Origin of the sequence: Pseudomonas sp. MG-9, from assembly GCF_018729515.1 — a bacterium.
Taxonomy (GTDB): domain Bacteria; phylum Pseudomonadota; class Gammaproteobacteria; order Pseudomonadales; family Pseudomonadaceae; genus Aquipseudomonas; species Aquipseudomonas serboccidentalis.
The window spans coordinates 323,220-344,041 of sequence record NZ_JAHHZH010000003.1 but is presented as its reverse complement, the minus strand read 5'-3'; the positions used below and the strand labels follow the sequence as shown (position 1 = coordinate 344,041).

Sequence of the window (20,822 nt, the reverse complement as noted above, 5' to 3'; positions counted from 1 at the left end):
TGGACTAGGGAGACGTCTGCCGTTCGAGGTTATTCCACGTTCGGAAAAATAAATACCGGGTCATGGAATAAATCTCGCTGGGGTGCGTCTTGCTGATTCTTCCTACTTGTGGCCGATGGCCCTGGAGTTGTTCATGGTTGATCGTACTTCACCGCCGGGCAGGGCGCCGCGTCCGCCTTTGAGTGCCGCGAGCACAGTGTTGCGCCTGACGGCCATTGCCGTGGTGGTTGCCGCAGTGGCCGGGGCGTTTGCCTACGTGCACGGTAACCTTGACCCACAACGTCTGACGCCCAAGGCGCTGGTCGATGTGCTGGAGAAAAACAACGGTGTGCACCCCGGGTTTCGTCGCAACCACGCCAAGGGCGTGTGCGTGATCGGGCATTTCGAGAGCAGCGGCGAGGCGCGGGCGTTTTCTTCCGCGCAGGTGTTCAATGAGGCGCAGACCCCGGTGGTCGGGCGTTTCGCGCTGCCGGCCGGCAATCCCTATGCGCCGGACAGCAGCGTGCCGATCCGCAGTCTGGCGCTGCGTTTCACCCAGGCCAACGGTCAGCAATGGCGCACCGGGATGAACAGCATGCCGGTGTTCCCGGTCGGCACTCCCGAGGCGTTCTATCAGTTGCAGCAGGCGCAGTCGCCGGACCCGGCCACGGGCAAACCGGATCCGTCGAAAGTGCCGGCGTTCTTTGCCGCGCACCCGGAAGCCGTGCCGTTCCTGACCTGGGTGAAGAGCGCAAAACCGTCGGCCAGCTATGCCACCGAAACCTACAACAGTGTGAATGCGTTCTATCTGGTCAGCGCCAGTGGCCAGAAGCAGGCCGTGCGCTGGAGTGTCACGCCACTGGCGCGTGATGCCGCCGGTGCCACGGCGCCGGAGGGCGCGGATTTTCTCGAGAAGGATCTGGTGCAGCGTCTGGCCGAAGGGCCGTTGCGCTGGCAGTTGAACATCACCTTGGCCAACCCCGGTGATCCGGTGAATGACGCCAGCAAGTCCTGGCCCGAAGGACGCAAGGTGCTGAACGCCGGCACGCTGGTGCTGGAGAAAACCCAGCCGCAACTCAGCGGCGAATGCCGTGACATCAACTACGATCCGCTGGTGCTGCCGGCCGGTATCGAAGGTTCCGACGACCCATTGCTCGCTGCGCGTTCTGCCGGTTACGCCGATTCCTACTTGCGTCGTACCAGTGAAGTCAGCCAATTGCCCGCCGCCAGACAGGAGGCTCGTCCATGAGCACGCAACCGACTCATTTCGCGCTGTTGGCGCGGCTGCTGCACTGGCTGATGGCGGTGATGATCATCGCCATGTTGTTCATTGGCGCCGGCATGGTCACCTCGGTTTCACAGCGGCATGAATGGCTGATTCATCTGCACAAACCGCTGGGCATCGCGATTCTGCTGCTGGTGGTCGTACGCCTGTTGGTGCGGTTTTCCACTCGACAGCCGCCGCTGCCAGCCGATCTGCCGGGCTGGCAGGTGATGGCGGCGAAGGCTTCGCATGTGTTGTTGTACGCATTGATGCTGGTGCTGCCGGTGCTCGGTTGGGCAATGATCAGTGCGTCGGGCGAACCGGTGATGCTCAGCACTACGTTGCAGTTACCGTCGATCCTGCCGGCCGATGCGCAGGTGTTTGCCGTGCTGCGCAAGGCGCATGGGTATCTGGCGTACCTGTTGTTCCTCACCGTGCTGTTGCACCTGGCGGCGGCGCTGTTTCACGGTTGGGTGCGCCGCGACGAGGTGCTCGACAGCATGCTGCGCGGTCGGGATCGCGGTTAGCCTGTCTGGGTGGCGCACCGTTGGGGTGCGCCACTTTTAAGGGTCAGCCACCAGTAGCCCAGCGCCACGGCATTGATACCGGCACCGAGCAGGCACACGCCGGTCCAGCCGGCCCACGCGTACATCGCCGTCGAAAGGATCGAGCCCACTGCACTGCCGATCGAATAAAACAGCATGTAGCCGGCGGTGAGACGGCTTTGCGCTTCGGGGCGCACGCTGTAGATCAGGCTCTGACTGGTGACGTGCACGGCCTGCAAGCCCAGATCCAGAGTGATCACGCCGAGCAACAGTGCCCAGAGTGACGACTGGGTGAGGGCGATCGGCAGCCACGAGGCGAGCATCAGCAGCAGCGACAGACCACTGACCCATTGGCCCAGGCCACGATCCGCCAGATGTCCGGCGCGTGCTGCAGCCATTGCTCCGGCGGCGCCGGCCAATCCGAACAGGCCGATTTCGCTGTGTGACAACGACAGGGGCGGGGCGGCCAGCGGCAGCACCATCGGCGTCCACAGGACCATGGCGCTGGCGAAGGTCAGCAGGGCGAGTATCGCCCGTTGTCGCAGCACCGGCTCTTGCCTGAACAGGCTGAACACCGAAGCGATCAGCGCGACATAGCTGCTGGCCGGCTGCGCGGCCTCATCCTTGGGCAGGACACGCAACAGTAACAACGCCATCAGCAGCGTCAGCCCCGCCGACAGCAGATAGATCGCCCGCCAACCGGCCAGATCAGCCATGGCCCCGGCAATGGTGCGCGCGAGCAAAATACCGACGACGATGCCGCTGGTGACGACCCCGACCACCCGACCGCGTTGCGCCGGGATAGCCAGTGTCGCGGCGTAGGCCACCAGCACTTGCGTCACCACCGCGAGCAACCCGGTCAGGGTCATGCCGAGCAGCAACCACACACTGCTGGGGGCCAGCGCGATCATCAGCAGGGCGGCTGCCGAGAGCAGGGTCTGGGTGACGATCAGCCGGCGCCGGTTGAGCAGATCGCCGAGTGGCACCAGCAACACCAGACCGATGCCGTAGCCGATCTGCGTCAGGGTGATGACGACGCCGATGGTTGCCGGCGACATGGCAAACGCCTCGGCTATGGCGTCCAGCAGCGGCTGCGCGTAATACACGTTGCCCACGGCCAGACCACAGGCGATGGCGAACAGCAGCACCACGCTGCTTTTGAGTGGTTGAGATTGCATGCCCTGATTCCTTTTTGGGTTTCAAATTAAAACCAGAGTTACGGTAAGCATTCTGGTTTTAATTTGCAACCTGATCGGGCGAGGCGGTGGATTGCGCAAAAAAAAAGATCGCAGACAACGCTGCGATCTTTGGGTGTGACGGGGGAGGGATCAGCGCAGGGTGTTGACCATGTCGGCGATGGTGGTCAGCACGTCCTTGCCCAACTGTTTGGAGCGCTTGCCGGACCAGCCCGTTTCTTTGTCGGGATGGTCGTCGTGGTCCTTGAACGGCATTTCCAGGGTCAGTGACAGACAGTCATATTTCTCGCCGACGGCATTGCAGGCCAGGGTCATGTTGGCCTGGCCCGGTTCGTCGCGGGTGTAGCCGTACTGGGTCTGGAAGTCTTTGGTGGTGTGCTTGAGGTGCGTGCGGAAATGCTCTTCGAGCTTCTCGATACGCGGCGTGTAGCCCGGGTTGCCTTCGCAACCGGCAGTGAACACGTGGGGGATTTCTTCGTCACCGTGTACGTCGAGGAACAGATCGACGCCGTACTTTTCCATCTGCTGCTGTACGAAAAGTACTTCAGGGCTGACTTCCTGACTGGCGTTCTGCCAGGCACGGTTCAAGTCCTGACCCATGGCGTTGGTGCGCAGGTGGCCGTGGAAGGCACCGTCCGGGTTCATGTTCGGCACCAGATACAGATCGGCGCTGGCCAGCAGTTTGTTCAACACCGGGTCTTCGTGGCGTTCCAGGCGCTCGATCACGCCTTCCATGAACCATTCGGCCATGTGCTCACCCGGGTGCTGCTGAGCGATGATCCAGACTTTGCGCCGGCCTTCGGCGCCGCTGCCCTTGCGCAGCAGTTGGATATCTCGACCCTCGACGCTCTTGCCGGTGGCCAGCAGCTCGGTGCCGGCCTTGGTCAGCGCCTGCTCGATCAGCCAGTCATGACGGCCGCGGCTATAGGGTTCGAAGTAGGCGAACCAGGCGTGGGTCTGCTCGGCTTCGAGGCAAAAGCGCAGGCTGTCGCCTTCGAAACTGGTAGGAATGCGGAACCAGTTGACGTGGTCGTAGGAAGCGACGGCCTGATAGCCGGTCCAGGCCTTGTTATAGGAGGATTGGCTGGCGTTGACCAGGCGAAACCAGTGCTCCTGATGCACATGCAGGCCGCTGGCTTTGAAGTGGAACCACTGAAAGTGAGCACTGCGGGTATCCGGGCGAATGGCCAGAACCGGGTTGAGCGGATTGGAGAGGTCGATGACTTGAATGTTGCCGCTGTCGAAGTTGGCGCTGATGTCGAACGAAGATTTGGCCACGGTCATAATCGGTTCCTGAATATGATTTTTATAGCGGCTACTTTACACGCAAGACAGGGGTGAAACCGAGGGAAATTGCGGGGTTGCGGCGGGGGCGTCCTCCATGACGCGCAAGCAGCTTAGAGACTGTGCGATTGATTCTCAAGTGCTAATTGCCGTAAGTTTGCCCCAATGTGGCCGGGCTTCGCTTGCCAAGCGATATTCTTTTGATATTATCCGCGCCATCGAATTTGCAGCACCCAAAGACTTCATTAGCCTGAAGCCATAAGCCCGAAAAACGGGCAAAAAAAGACCCGGCAAAAAGCCGGGTCAAAAACCGTGATTAGCCTGATGAGGAGATAGTCCAGAAGACCGACCTAAGGTCTCTGGTCCATCGACTGATCTCGCGACCAGCTGCTTGCAATAATAATCATTATCATTTGCAAGTCAAATGTTTTTATCTGCGCGATGGGAAAATTCTTTCCTGTCCGTCCGTTTGCCGTGTTCGTCAGAGCTGTTCGCCATCGATCGAATGGTCGACCATCGCCCGCGCCATATCCACCATATGCACCACCGAAAAGGCCAGGTCGCGGCTCGCGCCTTGCAGGTTTTCTGCTGCCTTGAAGGCGGTGGCCGCTGCACAACGCAACAGATCCGAGGCATGCACCAGGGCTTCTTCGCCGCTGAGATGGCGTTTCACATCGAAAAAACGCTCTTCGACCTCGGGTTCTGACACAGCTGGTTTCAAGTAATAATCCAGCGCCCGCTGCGCTGCCGCGTTGCCTTGAGGGGAGGTGAACGTGGTGTCCATTTGCAGATCGGGCAAGTCTTCGCTGCTGATATTCATGGTGAAAGGTCACTCCTTGTTCGATTGAAAGTCCGTGCTTTCAGGATAGTACGATGCGTAGTTGTGACCAGAATTTAAATACTACAATATGTGTTTTGCCGGCCGAAGGCGTCGACGTAAGGTGCCCCACATGGATAAATGGATTGAGTTGGTCAAGGCCAAGATGAGTGAACTCAAAATCACTCAAACAGAGCTCGGAGAGCGCGTCGGCATGTCCCAGGGCGGCATCGGCCATTGGCTGAACAAACGTCGCGAACCGGGCATCACCCAAATGAACCGCGTGTTGCACGCGCTGGGCATGGACTTCCTCGAAGTGGTACTGGTGATCCGCGAGCCGCAGGAAGCGGCGGATGACGAGATGCCACTGGCACAGAAGTACAACCCGTACTTCCGCTACCCGGTCAGCGACTGGCGCACCTCGTGTGAAATTCGCGAAAGTGCAACCACAGCCTATGCCCCGGCGCATGGCAAGCAGCGCTTCGAACTGACGGATTATCACGCCCGTGGTGCGGCGTTCTGGCTGACGGTGACGGGGGATTCGATGACCGCACCCACCGGTCAGAGCATTGCCGAAGGCATGCTGATCCTGGTGGATCCGGAGGTGGAAGCGGTGCCCGGCAAACTGGTGATCGCCCAGTGGCAGGACAGCGAAGAAGCGATCTTCCGCAAACTGGACGAAGAGGGCGGCCAGCGTTACCTGGTACCGCTCAATCCGACCTGGCCGAAAGCCCTGTTCACCGACGAGTGTCGAATCATCGGCGTCGTGGTTCAGGCAACGGCGCGTTTCTAGTCAGATCGATCCTCGTCAGGCGTAGGATCGATCTCCTCATTTACACGGCTTCCAGTTCAACCAAAGCGCTGCCTTCGCCAACCATTTCGCCTTCCTGGCAATACAGCGCTTTGATCACTCCCGCATGGGGCGCACGGATGCTGTGTTCCATCTTCATCGCCTCCAGCACCACCAGTTGCGCGCCGGCCTCGACCGATTGCCCGGCCTCCACCAACACCCGCACGATACTGCCGTTCATGGGTGCCGTCAGACCGCCCTGATGACTGTGGCTGGCTTCGACGGCGTTGATTGGGTCGTAGGTCTCGATGCGGCGCAACTCGCCGTCCCATTGCAGGTACAACGAATCGCCCTGGCGAATGGCGCGCAAGGTACGACGCACGCCGTCGTGCTCGACCCACAGTGCTTCGCCCGACAGCCTGGTGTTGCTGGCGGCACTCAAGGTCAACGCGCGATCCTGGCCTTCGCAGCTCAGATGCAAGGTGATTTCCGCCGGCAAACCTGCGCGCAAACCACTGTTCAACGCCCACGGCGAGCTCAAATCATCCGCCCGCACCGCGCCCGGCAAACTCTGCGCGAAAGCCTGCGCTGCTGCATGCCAGAACCCATCGCCCAGCTCACCCGGAGCCGGCAGCAGTTGTTCCTGATAGCGCGGAATAAACCCGGTATCCAGTTCCGCAGCGGCAAAGGCGGGATGCGCAATGATCCGCCGCAGGAAGTTGATGTTGGTCTTCAAACCGCCAATGGCGAACTCATCGAGCATGCTCAACAGTCGCAGACGTGCCTGCTCGCGGTCCTCGCCCCAGGCAATCAGCTTGCCGAGCATCGGGTCGTAGAACGGCGAAATCTCGTCGCCTTCCTCAACCCCGCTATCCACCCGGCGCCCCGGACCGGCAGCCGATTCACGATACAGCTGCAGACGCCCGGTCGCGGGCAGGAAGTCATTCGACGGGTCTTCGGCATACAGCCGAACTTCGATCGCGTGCCCGTTGAGCGGCACCTGATCCTGTGTGATGGGCAACGCTTCACCGCGCGCCACACGAATCTGCCACGCGACCAGATCGAGGCCGGTGATTGCTTCGGTGACCGGGTGCTCGACCTGCAAACGGGTGTTCATTTCCATGAAGAAGAATTCGCCGCGCGCATCCAGCAGAAACTCCACGGTGCCGGCGCCGACGTAACCGATCGCCTGCGCCGAACGCACCGCCGCTTCACCCATGGCGCGGCGCAGTTCCGGGGGCAGGCCTGGCGCCGGGGCTTCTTCGACGACTTTCTGGTGGCGACGCTGGATCGAGCAATCCCGTTCGTTCAGGTACAGGCAGTTGCCGTGCTGGTCGGCGAACACCTGGATTTCCACGTGACGCGGCTTGAGCAGGTATTTCTCCACCAGCATCCGCGAATCGCCGAACGACGACTGCGCTTCGCGCTGGGCCGAGGCCAGGGCTTCGGCCAGTTGGCTGACGTCCTCGACCACTTTCATGCCTTTGCCGCCGCCACCCGCCGTGGCCTTGAGCAGCACCGGGTAGCCAATGCGTTCACAGGCATCGCGGAAGGTGTCCAGATCCTGCGCCTCGCCGTGATAGCCCGGCACCAGCGGCACGCCAGCGGTTTCCATCAAGGCCTTGGCCGCAGACTTGCTGCCCATGGCGTCGATGGCCGAAGCGGGTGGGCCGAGGAAGATCAACCCGGCTTGTTCAATGGCGCGAGCGAATCCGGCGTTCTCCGACAGAAAGCCATAACCCGGGTGAATTGCCTGTGCGCCGCTGGCCTTGGCCGCCGCGATCAGTTTGTCGATCTGCAGATAGCTGTCGGCGGCTTTGCTGCCACCCAGGTCGACGCGGATGTCGGCTTCGCGGCTGTGGCGCGCTTCGCGGTCGGTGGCGCTGTGTACGGCGACGGTGGTCAGGCCCAGCGCCTTGGCGGTGCGCATGACCCGGCAAGCGATTTCGCCACGGTTGGCCACCAGCAGGGTGGTGAGAACAGGTGCGCTCATCAACGCGGCTCCTTGGGGGTGGTTGCGGCTTGCCAGCTCGGCGCACGTTTTTGCAGGAACGCGCGCAAGCCTTCCTGGCCTTCAGGGCTGACGCGGATGCGCGCGATGGCGTTTTCGGTGTAGCGGCGCAAGGCCGGGGTCAGCGCGCCGTTGCCGACTTCGCGCAGCAGATCTTTACTGGCGCGCATCGCGGCGGGGCTGTTGAGCAGCAGGTTGTCGATCCATTGCTCGACGGCTTGATCAAGCTCGACGGCCGGATAGCTCTCGGACAACAAGCCGATTTCCCGCGCCCGCTGGCCACCGAAACGTTCGGCGGTCAGCGCGTAACGACGGGCGGCGCGTTCGCCGATGGCCTGCACCACGAACGGACTGATCACCGCTGGCGCCAGGCCGATGCGTACCTCCGACAAGCAGAACTGCGCATCATCGGTGCCAATCGCCATGTCGCAGCAACTGATCAGCCCAAGCGCGCCGCCGAACGCCGCACCTTGCACCACGGCCAGGGTCGGGATTTTCAGCTTGGCGAGGTTGTACATCAGCTCCGCCAGTTCGCGGGCGTCGTCCAGATTGGTGTGGTAATCGAGTTCGGCCGATTGCTGCATCCACGCCAGATCGGCGCCGGCGCTGAAGTGTTTGCCACGTCCGCGCACCAACAGAAAACGCAGGCTGGCGTCGCTGGCAACCTTGTCCAGCGCCAGAATCAGCTCGCGGATCATCTCGGCGTTGAACGCGTTGTTCTTTTCTGCACGGTTGAGCCACAGCGTGGCGAAACCCCGTGGGTCGCTCTGCAGTTCGAGGGTGTTGAAGTCGCTCATGAGATTCTCCCGATCACATCCGGAACACGCCGAAGCGGCTCGGTTCGATAGGCGCGTTCAACGACGCGGACAAGGCCAGGGCCAGCACATCGCGGGTCTGCGCCGGGTCGATGACGCCGTCGTCCCACAGGCGTGCGCTGGAGTAGTAGGGGTGACCCTGCTCTTCGTACTGGTCGAGGATCGGTTGCTTGATCTCGGTTTCCTGCTCGGCCGTGAAGCCCTGGCCGCTGCGCTCGGCCTGTTCGCGCTTGACCTGCACCAGCACGCCGGCAGCCTGCTCGGCGCCCATCACACCGATGCGCGCATTCGGCCACATCCACAGGAAGCGCGGATCGTAAGCCCGTCCGCACATGCCGTAGTTACCGGCGCCAAAGCTGCCGCCGATGATCACGGTGAATTTCGGCACCTTGGCGCAGGCCACCGCCGTCACCAGTTTCGCACCGTGCTTGGCGATGCCGCCGGCCTCGTATTTCTGCCCGACCATGAAGCCGGTGATGTTCTGCAGGAACAGCAGCGGGATACCGCGCTGGCAGGCCAGTTCGATGAAGTGCGCGCCTTTCTGCGCGGCTTCGGCGAAGAGGATGCCGTTGTTGGCGAGGATCGCGATCGGGTAGCCGTGCAGGTGCGCAAAACCACACACCAGCGTGGTGCCGAACAGCGCCTTGAACTCATCGAACACCGAACCGTCGACCAGCCGCGCAATCACCTCGCGCACGTCGAACGGCTGCTTGGCGTCGGCCGAGACCACGCCATACAGCTCATCGCTGGCGTACAGCGGTGCAATCGGCGCGCGTTGTTGCACCTCGCCGAGCTTGCGCCAGTTGAGGTTGGCAACGCTGCGGCGGGCGAGGGCGAGGGCGTGTTCGTCGCTCTCGGCGTAATGGTCGGCCACGCCGGAAATCTTGCAGTGCACATCGGCACCGCCGAGGTCTTCAGCGCTGACCACTTCACCGGTTGCGGCTTTCACCAGCGGCGGGCCGGCGAGGAAGATCGTCGCCTGATTGCGCACCATGATCGCTTCGTCGGCCATCGCTGGTACATAAGCACCACCGGCAGTGCAGGAACCCATGACCACGGCGATCTGCGGAATGCCCATGGCGCTCATGTTGGCCTGGTTGAAAAAGATCCGGCCGAAGTGTTCGCGATCCGGGAACACCTCGTCCTGACGCGGCAGGTTGGCGCCGCCCGAGTCCACCAGATAGATGCACGGCAGGCGGTTCTGCTGGGCGATGGTCTGCGCGCGCAGGTGCTTTTTCACGGTCAGCGGGTAGTACGAGCCGCCCTTCACCGTCGCGTCGTTGGCGACGATCATGCACTCGACGCCTTCGACCCGGCCGATCCCGGCGATCACGCCCGCCGCCGGTACGTCTTCGCCATACACGGCGTGCGCAGCGAGCTGGCTGATTTCCAGAAAGGGCGAGCCGGGGTCTAGCAGACGATTGATCCGCTCACGCGGTAGCAGTTTGCCCCGTGAGGTGTGCCGTTCCTGGGCTTTCGCGCCGCCACCCTGCGCCACTTGGGCGAGCAGAGTGTGCAGGGCGTCGACTTGTTCGAGCATCGCCGCGCTGTTGGCGGCGAACTCCGCTGAACGGGGATTGAGCTGGGTATGCAGGATCATGGGCTACTCCGTAGCAGCTTGAAGTTTCAAGCTACAAGCTGCAAGTTGAGGCAAGAGCGCATGTCTCTTGCCGCTTGAGGCTCGCAGCTTGCCGCTGACGAAATTCATTTCGTTTCGTTGAACAGTTCGCGGCCGATCAGCATGCGTCGGATCTCACTGGTGCCAGCGCCGATTTCGTACAGCTTGGCGTCACGCAGCAGACGCCCGGCCGGGAATTCGTTGATGTAACCGTTGCCGCCGAGAATCTGGATCGCGTCGAGGGCCATTTGTGTGGCGCGTTCGGCGGTGTAGAGGATCACCCCGGCAGCGTCCTTGCGCGTGGTTTCGCCGCGCTCGCACGCCTGGGCCACCGCGTACAGGTAGGCGCGGCTGGCGTTGAGCTGGGTGTACATGTCGGCGACTTTGCCCTGGATCAGCTGGAACTCGCCGATGCTCTGGCCGAACTGCTTGCGGTCGTGGATGTACGGCACGATCAGGTCCATGCACGACTGCATGATCCCGGTCGGGCCGCCGGACAGCACGACACGTTCGTAATCGAGGCCGCTCATCAGCACTTTGACGCCGCCGTTGAGCACGCCGAGGATGTTTTCTTCCGGCACTTCGACGTCATCGAAAAACAGCTCGCAGGTGTTGGAACCGCGCATGCCGAGCTTGTCGAACTTGTTGCTGCGGCTGAAGCCTTTCCAGTCGCGCTCGACAATGAAGGCGGTGATGCCGTGCGGGCCCTTTTCCAGATCGGTCTTGGCGTAGATCACGTAGGTGTTGGCGTCGGGGCCGTTGGTGATCCAGGTTTTGCTGCCGTTGAGCACGAAACGGTCGCCGCGTTTGTCGGCGCGCAGCTTCATCGAGACCACGTCGGAACCGGCGTTCGGCTCGCTCATCGCGAGGGCGCCGACGTGTTCGCCGCTGATCAGCTTCGGCAGGTATTGGCTTTTCTGCTCGTGGTTGCCATTGCGGTTGATCTGATTGACGCAGAGGTTGGAATGCGCGCCGTAGGACAGCGCCACCGAGGCCGAACCGCGGCTGATTTCTTCCATCGCCACCACGTGCGCCAGGTAACCCAGGCCGGCGCCGCCGTACTCTTCCGGCACGGTGATGCCGAGCAGGCCCATGTCGCCGAATTTGCGCCACATGTCGGCAGGGAACAGGTTGTCGTGGTCGATCTGCGCGGCGCGTGGGGCGATCTGATCGGCGACAAAGGACTGAACCTGATCGCGCAGCATGTCGATGGTTTCACCGAGGGCGAAGTTCAAGGATGGATAGCTCATGGGGCACCTTTTAGCTTTTTTGTAGGGTGGGGAGGGCGGTCGAACAGCTCTCACCTTTACGTTAACGTAAGCCTGAGACGGAAGGCTGTCAATCACCCTTTACGTTAACGTCAACTTGAGCGAGAGTAAGGGCAGTTCTGAAAGACCAGCGGCGCTCTCTGTGGCGAGGGAGCTTGCTCCAGCTCGAGCGCGAAGCGGTCGCAAAATGGGTGTTCGCGGTGTGTCAGTCTGCACCGGATCGCTGATTTCACGACTGCTGCGCAGCCGAGCGGGAGCAAGCTCCCTCGCCACAAAAGCCTCGCTCCTACAATAAAGACAATAGGGGTCGTCATGGATCAACCCAGTGCAAACCCGCCACGCAGCTACACCCGTGGCGCCCAGGACAAAGCCTTACTGGCGATGACCATCGGGCAGAAGTTCGACCAGACAGTTGCGCAGTACCCGGACGGTGAGGCGCTGGTGGTGCGTCATCAGCAGTTGCGCTATTCCTGGCGGCAACTGGCCGACGCGGTGGATCTGCATGCCAGAGCCCTGTTGGCGCTGGGTTTGCAGGCGGGGGATCGGCTCGGTATCTGGGCGCCGAACTGTGCGCAGTGGTGCATCACGCAAATCGCCACGGCGAAAATCGGCGTGATTCTGGTCAACATCAACCCGGCCTACCGCAGCTCTGAACTGGAATACGTGCTCAAACAGTCCGGCTGTCAGTGGCTGGTGTGCGCCGGGGCATTCAAGTCCTCCAACTACCACGCCATGCTGCAGGGGCTGGTACCGGAACTGGCCGAGCAATCCATCGGCCAGTTGCGCTGTGAGCGTCTGCCGGAGTTGCGCGGGGTAATCAGCCTCGATGCACAGCCACCGTCCGGCTTCCTGCCGTGGTCGCAACTGGCCGATCTGGCTGCGGGTGTCTCACCCCAACAGTTGCACGAACGCAGCGACAGCCTGCATTTCGATCAACCGGTGAACATTCAATACACCTCCGGCACCACCGGTTTCCCCAAGGGCGCGACCCTCAGTCACTACAACATTCTCAACAACGGTTATATGGTCGGTGAAAGCATCGGCCTGACCCCGAGCGACCGGCTGGTGATCCCGGTGCCGCTGTACCACTGCTTCGGCATGGTCATGGGCAACCTCGGCTGCATCACCCACGCCAGCACCATGATCTACCCCAGCGACGCCTTCGACCCGCTGCTGACCCTGCAAACCGTCGCCGAAGAACAGGCCACCGGCCTCTATGGCGTACCGACCATGTTCATCGCCATGCTCGATCAACCGCTACGTGCGGACTTCGATCTGTCGAGCCTGCGTACCGGGATCATGGCCGGCGCCACGTGCCCGATCGAGGTGATGCGCCGGGTCATCAGCGAGATGCACATGAGTGAAGTACAGATCGCCTACGGCATGACCGAAACCAGCCCGGTGTCGCTACAGACCGGGCCAAACGACGAACTGGAACTGCGCGTGACCACCGTCGGCCGCACTCAGCCGCAACTGGAAAGCAAGATCATCGACGAGGCCGGCGATCTGGTGCCGCGTGGCACCATCGGCGAGTTGTGCACCCGCGGTTACAGCGTGATGCTCGGTTACTGGAACAACCCGCAGGCCACCGCCGAAGCCATCGATGAGGCGGGCTGGATGCACACCGGCGACCTGGCGAGCATGAACGATGAGGGTTACGTGAACATCGCCGGGCGCAACAAGGACATGATCATTCGCGGCGGCGAGAATGTTTACCCGCGTGAGCTGGAAGAGTTCTTCTTCACTCACCCGGCCGTGGCGGACGTGCAGGTGATCGGCATTCCGTGCTCGCGTTACGGCGAGGAGATTGTCGCCTGGATCAAATTCCACCCCGGCCACAATGCCTCCGAGCTGGAACTGCAAACCTGGTGCAAGGAGCGCATCGCGCACTTCAAGACGCCGCGTTACTTCAAGTTCGTCGAAGAGTTTCCGATGACGGTGACGGGCAAGATTCAGAAGTTCCGGATGCGCGAGATCAGTATCGAAGAGCTTAAGGCGCTACATTGAAGATCAAAAGATCGCAGCCTTCGGCAGCTCCTACAGGGGATCGGTGTAGGAGCTGCCGAAGGCTGCGATCTTTTAAAAACACAAATCACAGAAAGCACAAAGGGGAGCCGAAGCTCCCCTTTAATTTTGTCGTCGCGTGCTCTTTCTTATTATTGAGGGGCGGTCTGTTGTTGTTTTTGGCAACCGTGGCCCTTTACCGCTGTTTTTGGCGACCCCCATCCGGGGTCAAGAGCAAACGTATTTTTTTGAGCGCTGATCTGCTTTCTCGCCAAGCGATCCAACCGATTCGGGAGCTACCTGAAGGTAGTTTTATTGTTCTCTGCCCGGTTGCGGGTCACTCCTGAGAGCACCCTGAAAAGCACACCTTCTCCAAAAAAATCTGTTAGCTGCGTCTCTGCCGTGTTGTTTTTGTTATGTCAGAGTCGGTACGTCTTATTTTTATTGGTTTGCAGCTTTTTATTCTTGTTATGCCATAGAGATAGCAGAAGCCGTGCCAACTTTTTAAAAGCCTTGTAAATCAATGGCTTGAGTTTTTTGAAGGATTTTTCCTTCAGGGCAAACCAGACAATTTGTTTCCGTGTTACTCGTCTATGCCCACGTTTCGGACACAGCGGTAACACCTTCGACCTCACTGTGCGTTACGGGCCTTGGCCACACGCGAACCGCTCGGGCGACCGAGCACCGCGCTGATCTGCTGACCCGCGGCAATCAAGGCGTCCAGGTCGATACCGGTCTCGATGCCCAGGCCGTTGAGCAGGTACACCACGTCCTCGGTCGCAACGTTACCGCTCGCGCCCTTGGCGTACGGGCAGCCGCCGAGGCCGGCGATAGAGCTGTCGAACACCGCGATGCCTTCCAGCAAGCTGGCATAGATGTTGGCCATGGCCTGGCCGTAGGTGTCGTGGAAGTGCCCGGCGAGTTTTTCCCGAGGCACCTGCGCCGACACCACTTCGAACAGCCGCCGGGTCGCGCCAGCGGTGCCGGTGCCGATGGTGTCACCGAGGGACACTTCATAGCAGCCCATCGCATACAGCTCACGGGCGACCATCGCCACTTGCTCCGGGGCGACCGTGCCTTCGTACGGGCAGCCGAGCACGCAGGACACGTAACCGCGCACGGTAACGCCGTGCTGTTTCGCGGCTTCCATGATCGGTGCGAAGCGCGCCAGGCTTTCGCTGATCGAGCAATTGATGTTGCGCTGCGAGAACGCCTCGGACGCGGCGGCGAACACGGCGACTTCTTTCACGCCGGCGGCCAGCGCATCTTCAAACCCGCGCAGGTTCGGCGCCAGGGCGCCGTAGGTCACGCCGGGCTTGCGCTGGATCTGCGCGAACACCTCGGCCGAACCGGCCATCTGCGGCACCCATTTAGGTGAGACGAAACTGCCGACTTCGATGTAACTCAAACCAGCGGCGCTCAGCGCGTCGACCAGTTGCACCTTGTCAGCCACGCTGATCGGCTGGGCTTCGTTCTGCAGGCCATCGCGCGGGCCGACTTCGATCAGGCGAACATGGGAGGGGAGGGACATGGCGGTTGACCTGCTCTTTTGAAATCGTTGAGAACCCTTGAGGAGCGAGCCTGCTCGCGATAGCCATTTCACATTCAACAGTGATGTTGACTGACCCACCGCTATCGCGAGCAGGCTCACTCCTACAAGGGGATTTGTGTTGGTTACTGAACCGGCTGCTGGCTCTTGAGCGTCTGCTCCAGTGCCTGCACGCAGCGTTCTTCAGCGGTATCGAGTTCCAGTTTCATCTGTTCGATGTCGAGCAACTGTTGCTCCAGCTGTTCGCGGCGCTCGCTGATTTTCGCCAGCATGCTGTTGAGCTGTTTGGTGTTACCGCTGGACGGGTCGTAGAGTTCGATCAACTCGCGGCATTCGGCCAGCGAGAAACCGATGCGCTTGCCGCGCAGGATCAGCTTCAGGCTGACCTTGTCGCGCGGTGAGTAGATGCGTTCCTGGCCACGGCGCTCAGGGCTGAGCAGGCCTTGTTCTTCATAAAAACGGATCGCCCGGGTGGTGATGTCCAGCTCGCGGGCGAGGTCGGAAATGCTGTAGGTCTGGCTGCTCATGAAAGCGCTCGAAAAAGGTCTTGGCGCTAAGCTAATGGCGAGTTGACGTTTACGTCAAGCAAGAAAAAGATCGCAGCCTTCGGCAGCTCCTACAGGAAAATGCATTCCAATTGTAGGAGCTGCCGAAGGCTGCGATCTTTTGATCTTTCCTCAAACCACCTGCTTATCGAGTTTCTTCTCCTGCGCCGCCACCTGCTGGCACAACTCGATGATCTGCTCGCGCATCCAGCGGTTGGCCGGGTCCTGATCGGTGCTTTCGTGCCAGTACAGATGAGTCTCCAGCGGCGGCACGTCGTTGACCGGCAGGTTGAACGCATGCAAGTCGTTACGCCGGGCAAAGCGCTCGGGCACCGTCATCACCATGTCGGTCTGCTGCATGACCTGAGACGCCATCAGGTAATGCTGTGAGCGCAGGGCGATCTTGCGCTGAATGCCCATTTTGCCGAGGGCCAGATCGACATAACCCAGGCCGCTGCGGCGGCTGGAGATATGAATGTGGGTCAGCGACAGGTAATCGTCGAGGCTGAGTTTTTCCTTGCCCGCCAGCGGATGGCCCTTGCGCATCGCGCAGACGTAACGGTCTTCCATCAGCTTGACGTGGCGCACCTGCGGGTCGGTGTTGAGCGGCGCATCAACGGCGAAATCCAGGCGTCCGGCGGCGAGTTCCTTGGTGGTTTCGCGGCGTTTGGACAGGAAGCTCTCGATGATCACCGTCGGCGCCAGACGTCGCAAACGCTGGAACAGCGGCGGCAGAATCACCGCTTCAGTGAGGTCGGTCATGCTGATGCGGTAGGTCTTGACCGCCTGGGCCGGGTTGAAAATCCGGCTTTCCTGCACCGACACCCGCAGCAGCGACAACGCATTGCGCACCGGGCCGATGATGTTCTGCGCCATCGGCGTCGGCACCATGCCCTGGGCGGTGCGCACGAACAGCGGATCGTTGAAGGTCTCACGCAACCGCGCCAACGCGTTGGACACCGCCGGCTGGGTGATGCCGACAATCTGCCCGGCGCGGGTCAGGTTGGCTTCGGTGTAGATCGCGTCGAAGACAATGAAAAGGTTGAGGTCGACCTTGCTCAGGTTCATAACGCGGCTTCTCTTGTTTTAGGGCTGATGTTTTAAGGCCTGACGATCAGCGGATCATATATCGGTGATGAATGTTTATACACGCCGAGAATAGGCTAGGTAAATTATCAGCGCTGTTCTAGCATCGATTGCATGATCTGAACAACCTCTGCCTAAAGAAGGTAATTGCTCATGGATTTCGCTTATTCGCCCAAGGTGCAAGAACTGCGTGAGCGCGTGACCGCGTTCATGGACACTTACGTTTACCCGGCCGAAGCCGTGTTCGAACGCCAGGTTGCCGAGGGTGATCGCTGGCAGCCGACCGCGATCATGGAAGAACTCAAAGCCAAGGCCAAAGCCGAAGGCCTGTGGAATCTGTTCCTGCCGGAATCGGAGCTCGGCGCCGGGCTGACCAACCTCGAATACGCACCGCTGGCGGAAATCATGGGTCGCTCGTTGCTCGGGCCGGAGCCGTTCAACTGCTCGGCGCCGGACACCGGCAACATGGAAGTGCTGGTGCGCTACGCCAACGAAGAACAGAAACAGCGCTGGCTCGAACCACTGTTGCGCGGCGAAATCCGCTCGGCGTTCGCCATGACCGAACCGGACGTGGCTTCGTCCGACGCGACCAACATGGCCGCCCGCGCCGTGCGTGACGGCGACGAGTGGGTGATCAACGGCAAAAAATGGTGGACCTCCGGCGCTTGCGATCCGCGCTGCAAGATCCTGATCTTCATGGGTCTAAGCAACCCCGACGCACCGCGCCACGCCCAGCACTCGATGATCCTGGTGCCGGTCGACACCCCCGGGGTGAAAATCGTCCGTCCGCTGCCGGTGTTCGGTTACGACGACGCACCGCACGGCCACGCCGAAGTGCTGTTCGATAACGTGCGGGTGCCGTACGAAAACGTCCTGCTCGGTGAAGGCCGCGGCTTCGAAATCGCCCAAGGTCGCCTTGGCCCGGGGCGGATTCACCACTGCATGCGTTCGATCGGCATGGCCGAGCGTGCACTGGAATTGATGTGCAAACGCTCGGTGAGCCGCACCGCATTCGGCAAACCGCTGGCGCGTCTGGGCGGTAACGTCGACAAGATCGCCGACTCGCGGATGGAAATCGACATGGCGCGCCTGCTGACTCTGAAGGCGGCGTACATGATGGACACCGTGGGCAACAAAGTGGCGAAGAGCGAGATCGCACAGATCAAGGTCGTCGCGCCGAACGTCGCGCTGCGGGTGATTGACCGGGCGATCCAGATCCATGGCGGGGCCGGGGTGTCGAACGATTTCCCGCTGGCCTACATGTACGCCATGCAACGCACCCTGCGCCTGGCCGACGGCCCGGACGAAGTGCACCGCGCGGCGATCGGCAAGTTCGAGATCGGCAAGTATGTGCCGAAAGAGATGCTGCGCAGCGGTCATTAAGACCGCGTCGCCTGCTTCGCGAGCAAGCTCCCACATTAAACCGCATTCCAAATGGAAGAATGCGATCCCTGTGGGAGCGAGCTTGCTCGCGAAAGGGCCTGCCCATTCAGTCCATCAACATCAGGCTCAATACACCCAAACCTCAACCCGCCGATTCTTGATCCGCCCCTCATCCGCACTGTTCGCCGCCACCGGCATCAACGCGCCAAACCCGCGCACCTCGCGCAACACCACGCCGTTCTTCACCAACTCGCGGCGCACCGCCATGGCCCGCAGTTTCGACAGCAGGTCGGCCCGGGCCGGGTCGTCTTTCTCGTCACCAAAGCCCACCAGCGTCACCGCACGCTCGGTCTTGTCGTGGCGCTTTATATAGTCGAGCACCCGCGCCAGATCCTGCCGCGCCTTGTTGTCGAGGCTGGCGCTGCCTTCTTCAAAGCGGAAATTCACTGTCAGACGTTGGGCATGCCGGCTGAGGGATTGATACCCCTCGGGCATCAGCGCATTCGGCGTGACGGTCATCGCATGGATGGTCTGGCTGATGAAACCGTTGGCCGCGACAATCTTCTGCCCCTGTGGGCTTTGCGCAAACGCCACCAGCGCTGATGCCCACGGATTCTGGCTGGTGGGTGGCAGATAAAAGAACAGCCGTCGGGACAGTGGATAGTCTTCCGTCGCGATCAGGCTGTTGAGCGGCAACATCGATTGCGATGCACCGTCGGCGATTGCCACGGCTTTGGCCTGACGCACATAAGGCAGGCCGATGAAACCGATGCCTTGCGCATCGCTGCTCACCGCGTCGGACAATTGCTCGCTGGACTCGAAGCGTTTCGCCGTGGCACTCAGACTTTTCCCGCGACGACTCAGCACCAGTTCCTTGAACGTGTCGTAGGTGCCGGACTGATCATCCCGCGCATATAGATGGATCGCACCGCCGCGCCCGCCGAGGTCTTCCCAGGTTTTCACCTCACCGGCGAAGATCCGCGCCAGTTGCCCGGTGTCCAGTTGCTGCAGCGGATTGTCGGGATGCAGGATGATCGCCAGGCCGTCGATGGCGATGACTTGCTCGGCCTCAGGGCTCTTCATGTCGCCCAGCGCTTGCAGGCTGAGCAGTTCGCTGTCCTTGATCGGACGGGAGGCGGCGGCGAGGTCGGCAGCGGCGCTTTTCAGTGCGGTGAAACCAGTGCTGGAGCCGTGGGCGGCGACTTCAATCACGACCCGTTTGCCTTGTGCGGTCTGGCCAACAATGTGTTGTTCGTTGGCGGTGTCGGGGTTTTCGCGGTGGATCTTCAGCAGGCCCTGTTCCTGCAAAAAACCTTCGACCAGCGCGGGGCCGAGATCGGCGCCAATGGTATTGGAACCCTGAATACGCAGTGCCGGGCCGTTTTCGGGGATTGGCAGGATTGCGGCGCTGACCGTCAGCCATGCACTCAACACAAAGACGAACAGAACACGCAGGGTCATGCCGGCACCGAATCAAGCCAAGGGGATTGCCGGGGAGATTAAGTCAGACGCATGACCAAAACATGACAGATCAAAAGATCGCAGCCTTCGGCAGCTCCTACATTGGAATGCGATCCCCTGTAGGAGCTGCCGAAGGCTGCGATCTTTTGATCTTGGTGGATATCAGGCCAGTTCCAGCCAGATCGGCGCGTGATCCGACGGCTTTTCCATCCCGCGCAGTTCATAGTCCACGCCCGCATCCTTCACTCGCGGCAACAGGCCATGGGAGGCGAGGATCACGTCGATCCGCAGCCCACGTTTCGGCTCATCTTCAAAGCCACGGCTGCGGTAGTCGAACCAGCTGAACATGTCGCTCACGTCCGGGTTCAGGTGGCGGAAGCTGTCGGTCAGGCCCCAGTTCTTCAGGCGGGCCATCCACTCGCGCTCCTCTGGCAGGAAGCTGCATTTACCGGTTTTCAGCCAGCGCTTCATGTTGTCGGGGCCGATGCCGATGTCGCGGTCTTCCGGGGAAATGTTCACATCGCCCATCACTACCAGCGGCTGTTCGTTGTGGAACTGGCTTTCCAGCAGGGTTTGCAGGTCGCTGTAAAAGCGTTGCTTGGCCGGGAACTTGGTCGGATGGTCGCGGCTTTCTCCCTGTGGGAAGTAGCCGTTCATGATGGTCACCGGCACGCCATTGGCGTCGGCGAAGGTGCCCCAGATGAAGCGGCGCTGGGCGTCTTCTTCATCGGTGGCGAAGCCTTTGTGAACGGCGATCGGCTCGTTGCGCGAGAGCAGGGCGACGCCGTAATGGCCTTTCTGGCCGTGGAAATAAACGTGATAGCCCAGCGCCCGCACTTCTTCCAGCGGGAACTGGTCGTCGTGGACCTTGGTTTCCTGCAGGCCGATCACGTCCGGCTGATGCTTTTCGATCAGCGCTGCCAACTGATGCGGACGGGCGCGCAGTCCGTTGATGTTGAAGGAAACGATCTTCATGGTCGGCAGTCCTGGCAAAAGGGCGATGCTAGCTGACATGGGGGAGATGGGCCAGTGTGGGGTAGGCAGATTCACCTGACTCTGTGAGATTTATGTTGTCAGGCCTGGCGCCTTCGCGAGCAAGCTCGCTCCCACAGGGTGAGCGCATTCCAAATGTGGGAGCGAGCTTGCTCGCGAAGAGGCCGGCAAAATCGATGAAGATCCCGGGTTGGTCTATACCTGTGGGGAACTG

At 61.1% G+C, this 20,822-nt stretch carries 17 protein-coding genes; 5 read left to right on the top strand and 12 right to left on the bottom strand.

Annotation, left to right across the window (positions count from 1 at the left end; genetic code table 11):
* The first annotated feature begins 133 nt into the window (after positions 1-133).
* Both KKQ10_RS09815 and KKQ10_RS09810 read left to right on the top strand, forming a co-directional pair.
* Positions 134-1,228, top strand: a complete 1,095-nt coding sequence (locus KKQ10_RS09815) for a catalase family peroxidase (RefSeq protein WP_215500961.1) — start codon at positions 134-136, stop codon at positions 1,226-1,228.
* Positions 1,225-1,770, top strand: a complete 546-nt coding sequence (locus KKQ10_RS09810; RefSeq protein WP_127652085.1) for a cytochrome b — start codon at positions 1,225-1,227, stop codon at positions 1,768-1,770. Before KKQ10_RS09815 ends, KKQ10_RS09810 begins: the two co-directional genes overlap by 4 nt.
* Here the strand turns inward: KKQ10_RS09810 and KKQ10_RS09805 are convergent.
* From KKQ10_RS09805 to KKQ10_RS09795, 3 genes are all read right to left on the bottom strand, one after another.
* Entirely contained in the window at positions 1,767-2,966 is a 1,200-nt protein-coding gene (locus tag KKQ10_RS09805) for an MFS transporter (protein ID WP_215500960.1), read from the bottom strand. The genes KKQ10_RS09810 and KKQ10_RS09805 overlap by 4 nt on opposite strands.
* Before the next feature lie 150 nt (positions 2,967-3,116).
* Positions 3,117-4,268 carry a M14 family metallopeptidase gene (locus KKQ10_RS09800; protein WP_215500959.1) on the bottom strand — a complete coding sequence of 384 codons (1,152 nt, stop codon included), beginning with the start codon at positions 4,266-4,268 and terminating at the stop codon, positions 3,117-3,119.
* Positions 4,269-4,749: 481 nt separating this feature from the next.
* Positions 4,750-5,088 carry a DUF6124 family protein gene (locus KKQ10_RS09795; RefSeq protein ID WP_127652082.1) on the bottom strand — a complete coding sequence of 113 codons (339 nt, stop codon included), beginning with the start codon at positions 5,086-5,088 and terminating at the stop codon, positions 4,750-4,752.
* A 130-nt stretch (positions 5,089-5,218) separates the two neighbouring features.
* On the opposite strand from KKQ10_RS09795, the gene KKQ10_RS09790 reads away from it, so the two are divergent.
* Positions 5,219-5,878 carry a LexA family protein gene (locus KKQ10_RS09790; protein WP_215500958.1) on the top strand — a complete coding sequence of 220 codons (660 nt, stop codon included), beginning with the start codon at positions 5,219-5,221 and terminating at the stop codon, positions 5,876-5,878.
* A gap of 40 nt (positions 5,879-5,918) precedes the next feature.
* On the opposite strand, the gene KKQ10_RS09785 is transcribed toward KKQ10_RS09790, so the two are convergent.
* The 4 genes from KKQ10_RS09785 to KKQ10_RS09770 form a co-directional block, all read right to left on the bottom strand.
* On the bottom strand, positions 5,919-7,868 hold the full coding sequence (locus KKQ10_RS09785) for an acetyl/propionyl/methylcrotonyl-CoA carboxylase subunit alpha (RefSeq protein WP_215500957.1): 1,950 nt from the start codon (positions 7,866-7,868) through the stop codon (positions 5,919-5,921).
* Positions 7,868-8,683: a gamma-carboxygeranoyl-CoA hydratase gene (locus tag KKQ10_RS09780; RefSeq protein WP_215500956.1), complete on the bottom strand. Its 816-nt coding sequence runs from the start codon at positions 8,681-8,683 to the stop codon at positions 7,868-7,870. The genes KKQ10_RS09785 and KKQ10_RS09780 overlap by 1 nt, the downstream gene beginning before the upstream one ends.
* Positions 8,684-8,696: 13 nt before the next feature.
* The gene (locus tag KKQ10_RS09775; RefSeq protein WP_127652078.1) at positions 8,697-10,301 is read right to left on the bottom strand and encodes a carboxyl transferase domain-containing protein; all 1,605 of its coding nucleotides are present in this window, start codon (positions 10,299-10,301) and stop codon (positions 8,697-8,699) included.
* 104 nt (positions 10,302-10,405) lie between these two features.
* On the bottom strand, positions 10,406-11,569 hold the full coding sequence (locus tag KKQ10_RS09770) for an isovaleryl-CoA dehydrogenase (RefSeq protein ID WP_127652077.1): 1,164 nt from the start codon (positions 11,567-11,569) through the stop codon (positions 10,406-10,408).
* A gap of 330 nt (positions 11,570-11,899) precedes the next feature.
* Here KKQ10_RS09770 and KKQ10_RS09765 point away from each other — a divergent pair, with 330 nt between their 5' ends.
* A complete protein-coding gene (locus KKQ10_RS09765; protein ID WP_215500955.1) occupies positions 11,900-13,594 on the top strand; it encodes an AMP-binding protein in 1,695 nt (564 codons plus the stop codon).
* Between the two features lie 628 nt (positions 13,595-14,222).
* Here KKQ10_RS09765 and KKQ10_RS09760 read toward each other — a convergent pair.
* The 3 genes from KKQ10_RS09760 to KKQ10_RS09750 all read right to left on the bottom strand — a co-directional run bounded on the left by KKQ10_RS09760 (position 14,223) and on the right by KKQ10_RS09750 (position 16,753).
* Complete coding sequence (locus KKQ10_RS09760) at positions 14,223-15,122, bottom strand: hydroxymethylglutaryl-CoA lyase (protein WP_215500954.1); 900 nt, start codon at positions 15,120-15,122, stop codon at positions 14,223-14,225.
* A 143-nt stretch (positions 15,123-15,265) separates the two neighbouring features.
* A complete protein-coding gene (locus tag KKQ10_RS09755; RefSeq protein WP_127652073.1) occupies positions 15,266-15,667 on the bottom strand; it encodes a MerR family transcriptional regulator in 402 nt (133 codons plus the stop codon).
* Between the two features lie 150 nt (positions 15,668-15,817).
* Positions 15,818-16,753: a LysR family transcriptional regulator gene (locus KKQ10_RS09750; protein WP_127652072.1), complete on the bottom strand. Its 936-nt coding sequence runs from the start codon at positions 16,751-16,753 to the stop codon at positions 15,818-15,820.
* A gap of 171 nt (positions 16,754-16,924) precedes the next feature.
* Between KKQ10_RS09750 and KKQ10_RS09745 the strand changes: the two genes are divergently transcribed.
* Positions 16,925-18,154: an acyl-CoA dehydrogenase gene (locus KKQ10_RS09745; RefSeq protein WP_003223710.1), complete on the top strand. Its 1,230-nt coding sequence runs from the start codon at positions 16,925-16,927 to the stop codon at positions 18,152-18,154.
* 126 nt (positions 18,155-18,280) lie between these two features.
* Here KKQ10_RS09745 and KKQ10_RS09740 read toward each other — a convergent pair whose 3' ends face one another.
* Both KKQ10_RS09740 and xthA read right to left on the bottom strand, forming a co-directional pair.
* A complete protein-coding gene (locus KKQ10_RS09740; protein ID WP_215500953.1) occupies positions 18,281-19,615 on the bottom strand; it encodes a phosphate ABC transporter substrate-binding/OmpA family protein in 1,335 nt (444 codons plus the stop codon).
* A gap of 162 nt (positions 19,616-19,777) precedes the next feature.
* On the bottom strand, positions 19,778-20,590 hold the full coding sequence (gene xthA / locus KKQ10_RS09735) for an exodeoxyribonuclease III (protein WP_127652070.1): 813 nt from the start codon (positions 20,588-20,590) through the stop codon (positions 19,778-19,780).
* Between the last annotated feature and the right edge of the window lie 232 nt (positions 20,591-20,822).

Coding starts and splice junctions, on each gene's coding strand:
- KKQ10_RS09790 (WP_215500958.1), top strand. CDS start 5,219: ATGGATAAATGGATTGAGTTGGTCAAGGCCAAGATGAGTGAACTCAAA.
- KKQ10_RS09760 (WP_215500954.1), bottom strand. CDS start 15,122: ATGTCCCTCCCCTCCCATGTTCGCCTGATCGAAGTCGGCCCGCGCGAT.
- KKQ10_RS09810 (WP_127652085.1), top strand. CDS start 1,225: ATGAGCACGCAACCGACTCATTTCGCGCTGTTGGCGCGGCTGCTGCAC.
- KKQ10_RS09805 (WP_215500960.1), bottom strand. CDS start 2,966: ATGCAATCTCAACCACTCAAAAGCAGCGTGGTGCTGCTGTTCGCCATC.
- KKQ10_RS09765 (WP_215500955.1), top strand. CDS start 11,900: ATGGATCAACCCAGTGCAAACCCGCCACGCAGCTACACCCGTGGCGCC.
- xthA (WP_127652070.1), bottom strand. CDS start 20,590: ATGAAGATCGTTTCCTTCAACATCAACGGACTGCGCGCCCGTCCGCAT.
- KKQ10_RS09815 (WP_215500961.1), top strand. CDS start 134: ATGGTTGATCGTACTTCACCGCCGGGCAGGGCGCCGCGTCCGCCTTTG.
- KKQ10_RS09795 (WP_127652082.1), bottom strand. CDS start 5,088: ATGAATATCAGCAGCGAAGACTTGCCCGATCTGCAAATGGACACCACG.
- KKQ10_RS09750 (WP_127652072.1), bottom strand. CDS start 16,753: ATGAACCTGAGCAAGGTCGACCTCAACCTTTTCATTGTCTTCGACGCG.
- KKQ10_RS09775 (WP_127652078.1), bottom strand. CDS start 10,301: ATGATCCTGCATACCCAGCTCAATCCCCGTTCAGCGGAGTTCGCCGCC.
- KKQ10_RS09770 (WP_127652077.1), bottom strand. CDS start 11,569: ATGAGCTATCCATCCTTGAACTTCGCCCTCGGTGAAACCATCGACATG.
- KKQ10_RS09800 (WP_215500959.1), bottom strand. CDS start 4,268: ATGACCGTGGCCAAATCTTCGTTCGACATCAGCGCCAACTTCGACAGC.
- KKQ10_RS09785 (WP_215500957.1), bottom strand. CDS start 7,868: ATGAGCGCACCTGTTCTCACCACCCTGCTGGTGGCCAACCGTGGCGAA.
- KKQ10_RS09780 (WP_215500956.1), bottom strand. CDS start 8,683: ATGAGCGACTTCAACACCCTCGAACTGCAGAGCGACCCACGGGGTTTC.
- KKQ10_RS09755 (WP_127652073.1), bottom strand. CDS start 15,667: ATGAGCAGCCAGACCTACAGCATTTCCGACCTCGCCCGCGAGCTGGAC.
- KKQ10_RS09745 (WP_003223710.1), top strand. CDS start 16,925: ATGGATTTCGCTTATTCGCCCAAGGTGCAAGAACTGCGTGAGCGCGTG.
- KKQ10_RS09740 (WP_215500953.1), bottom strand. CDS start 19,615: ATGACCCTGCGTGTTCTGTTCGTCTTTGTGTTGAGTGCATGGCTGACG.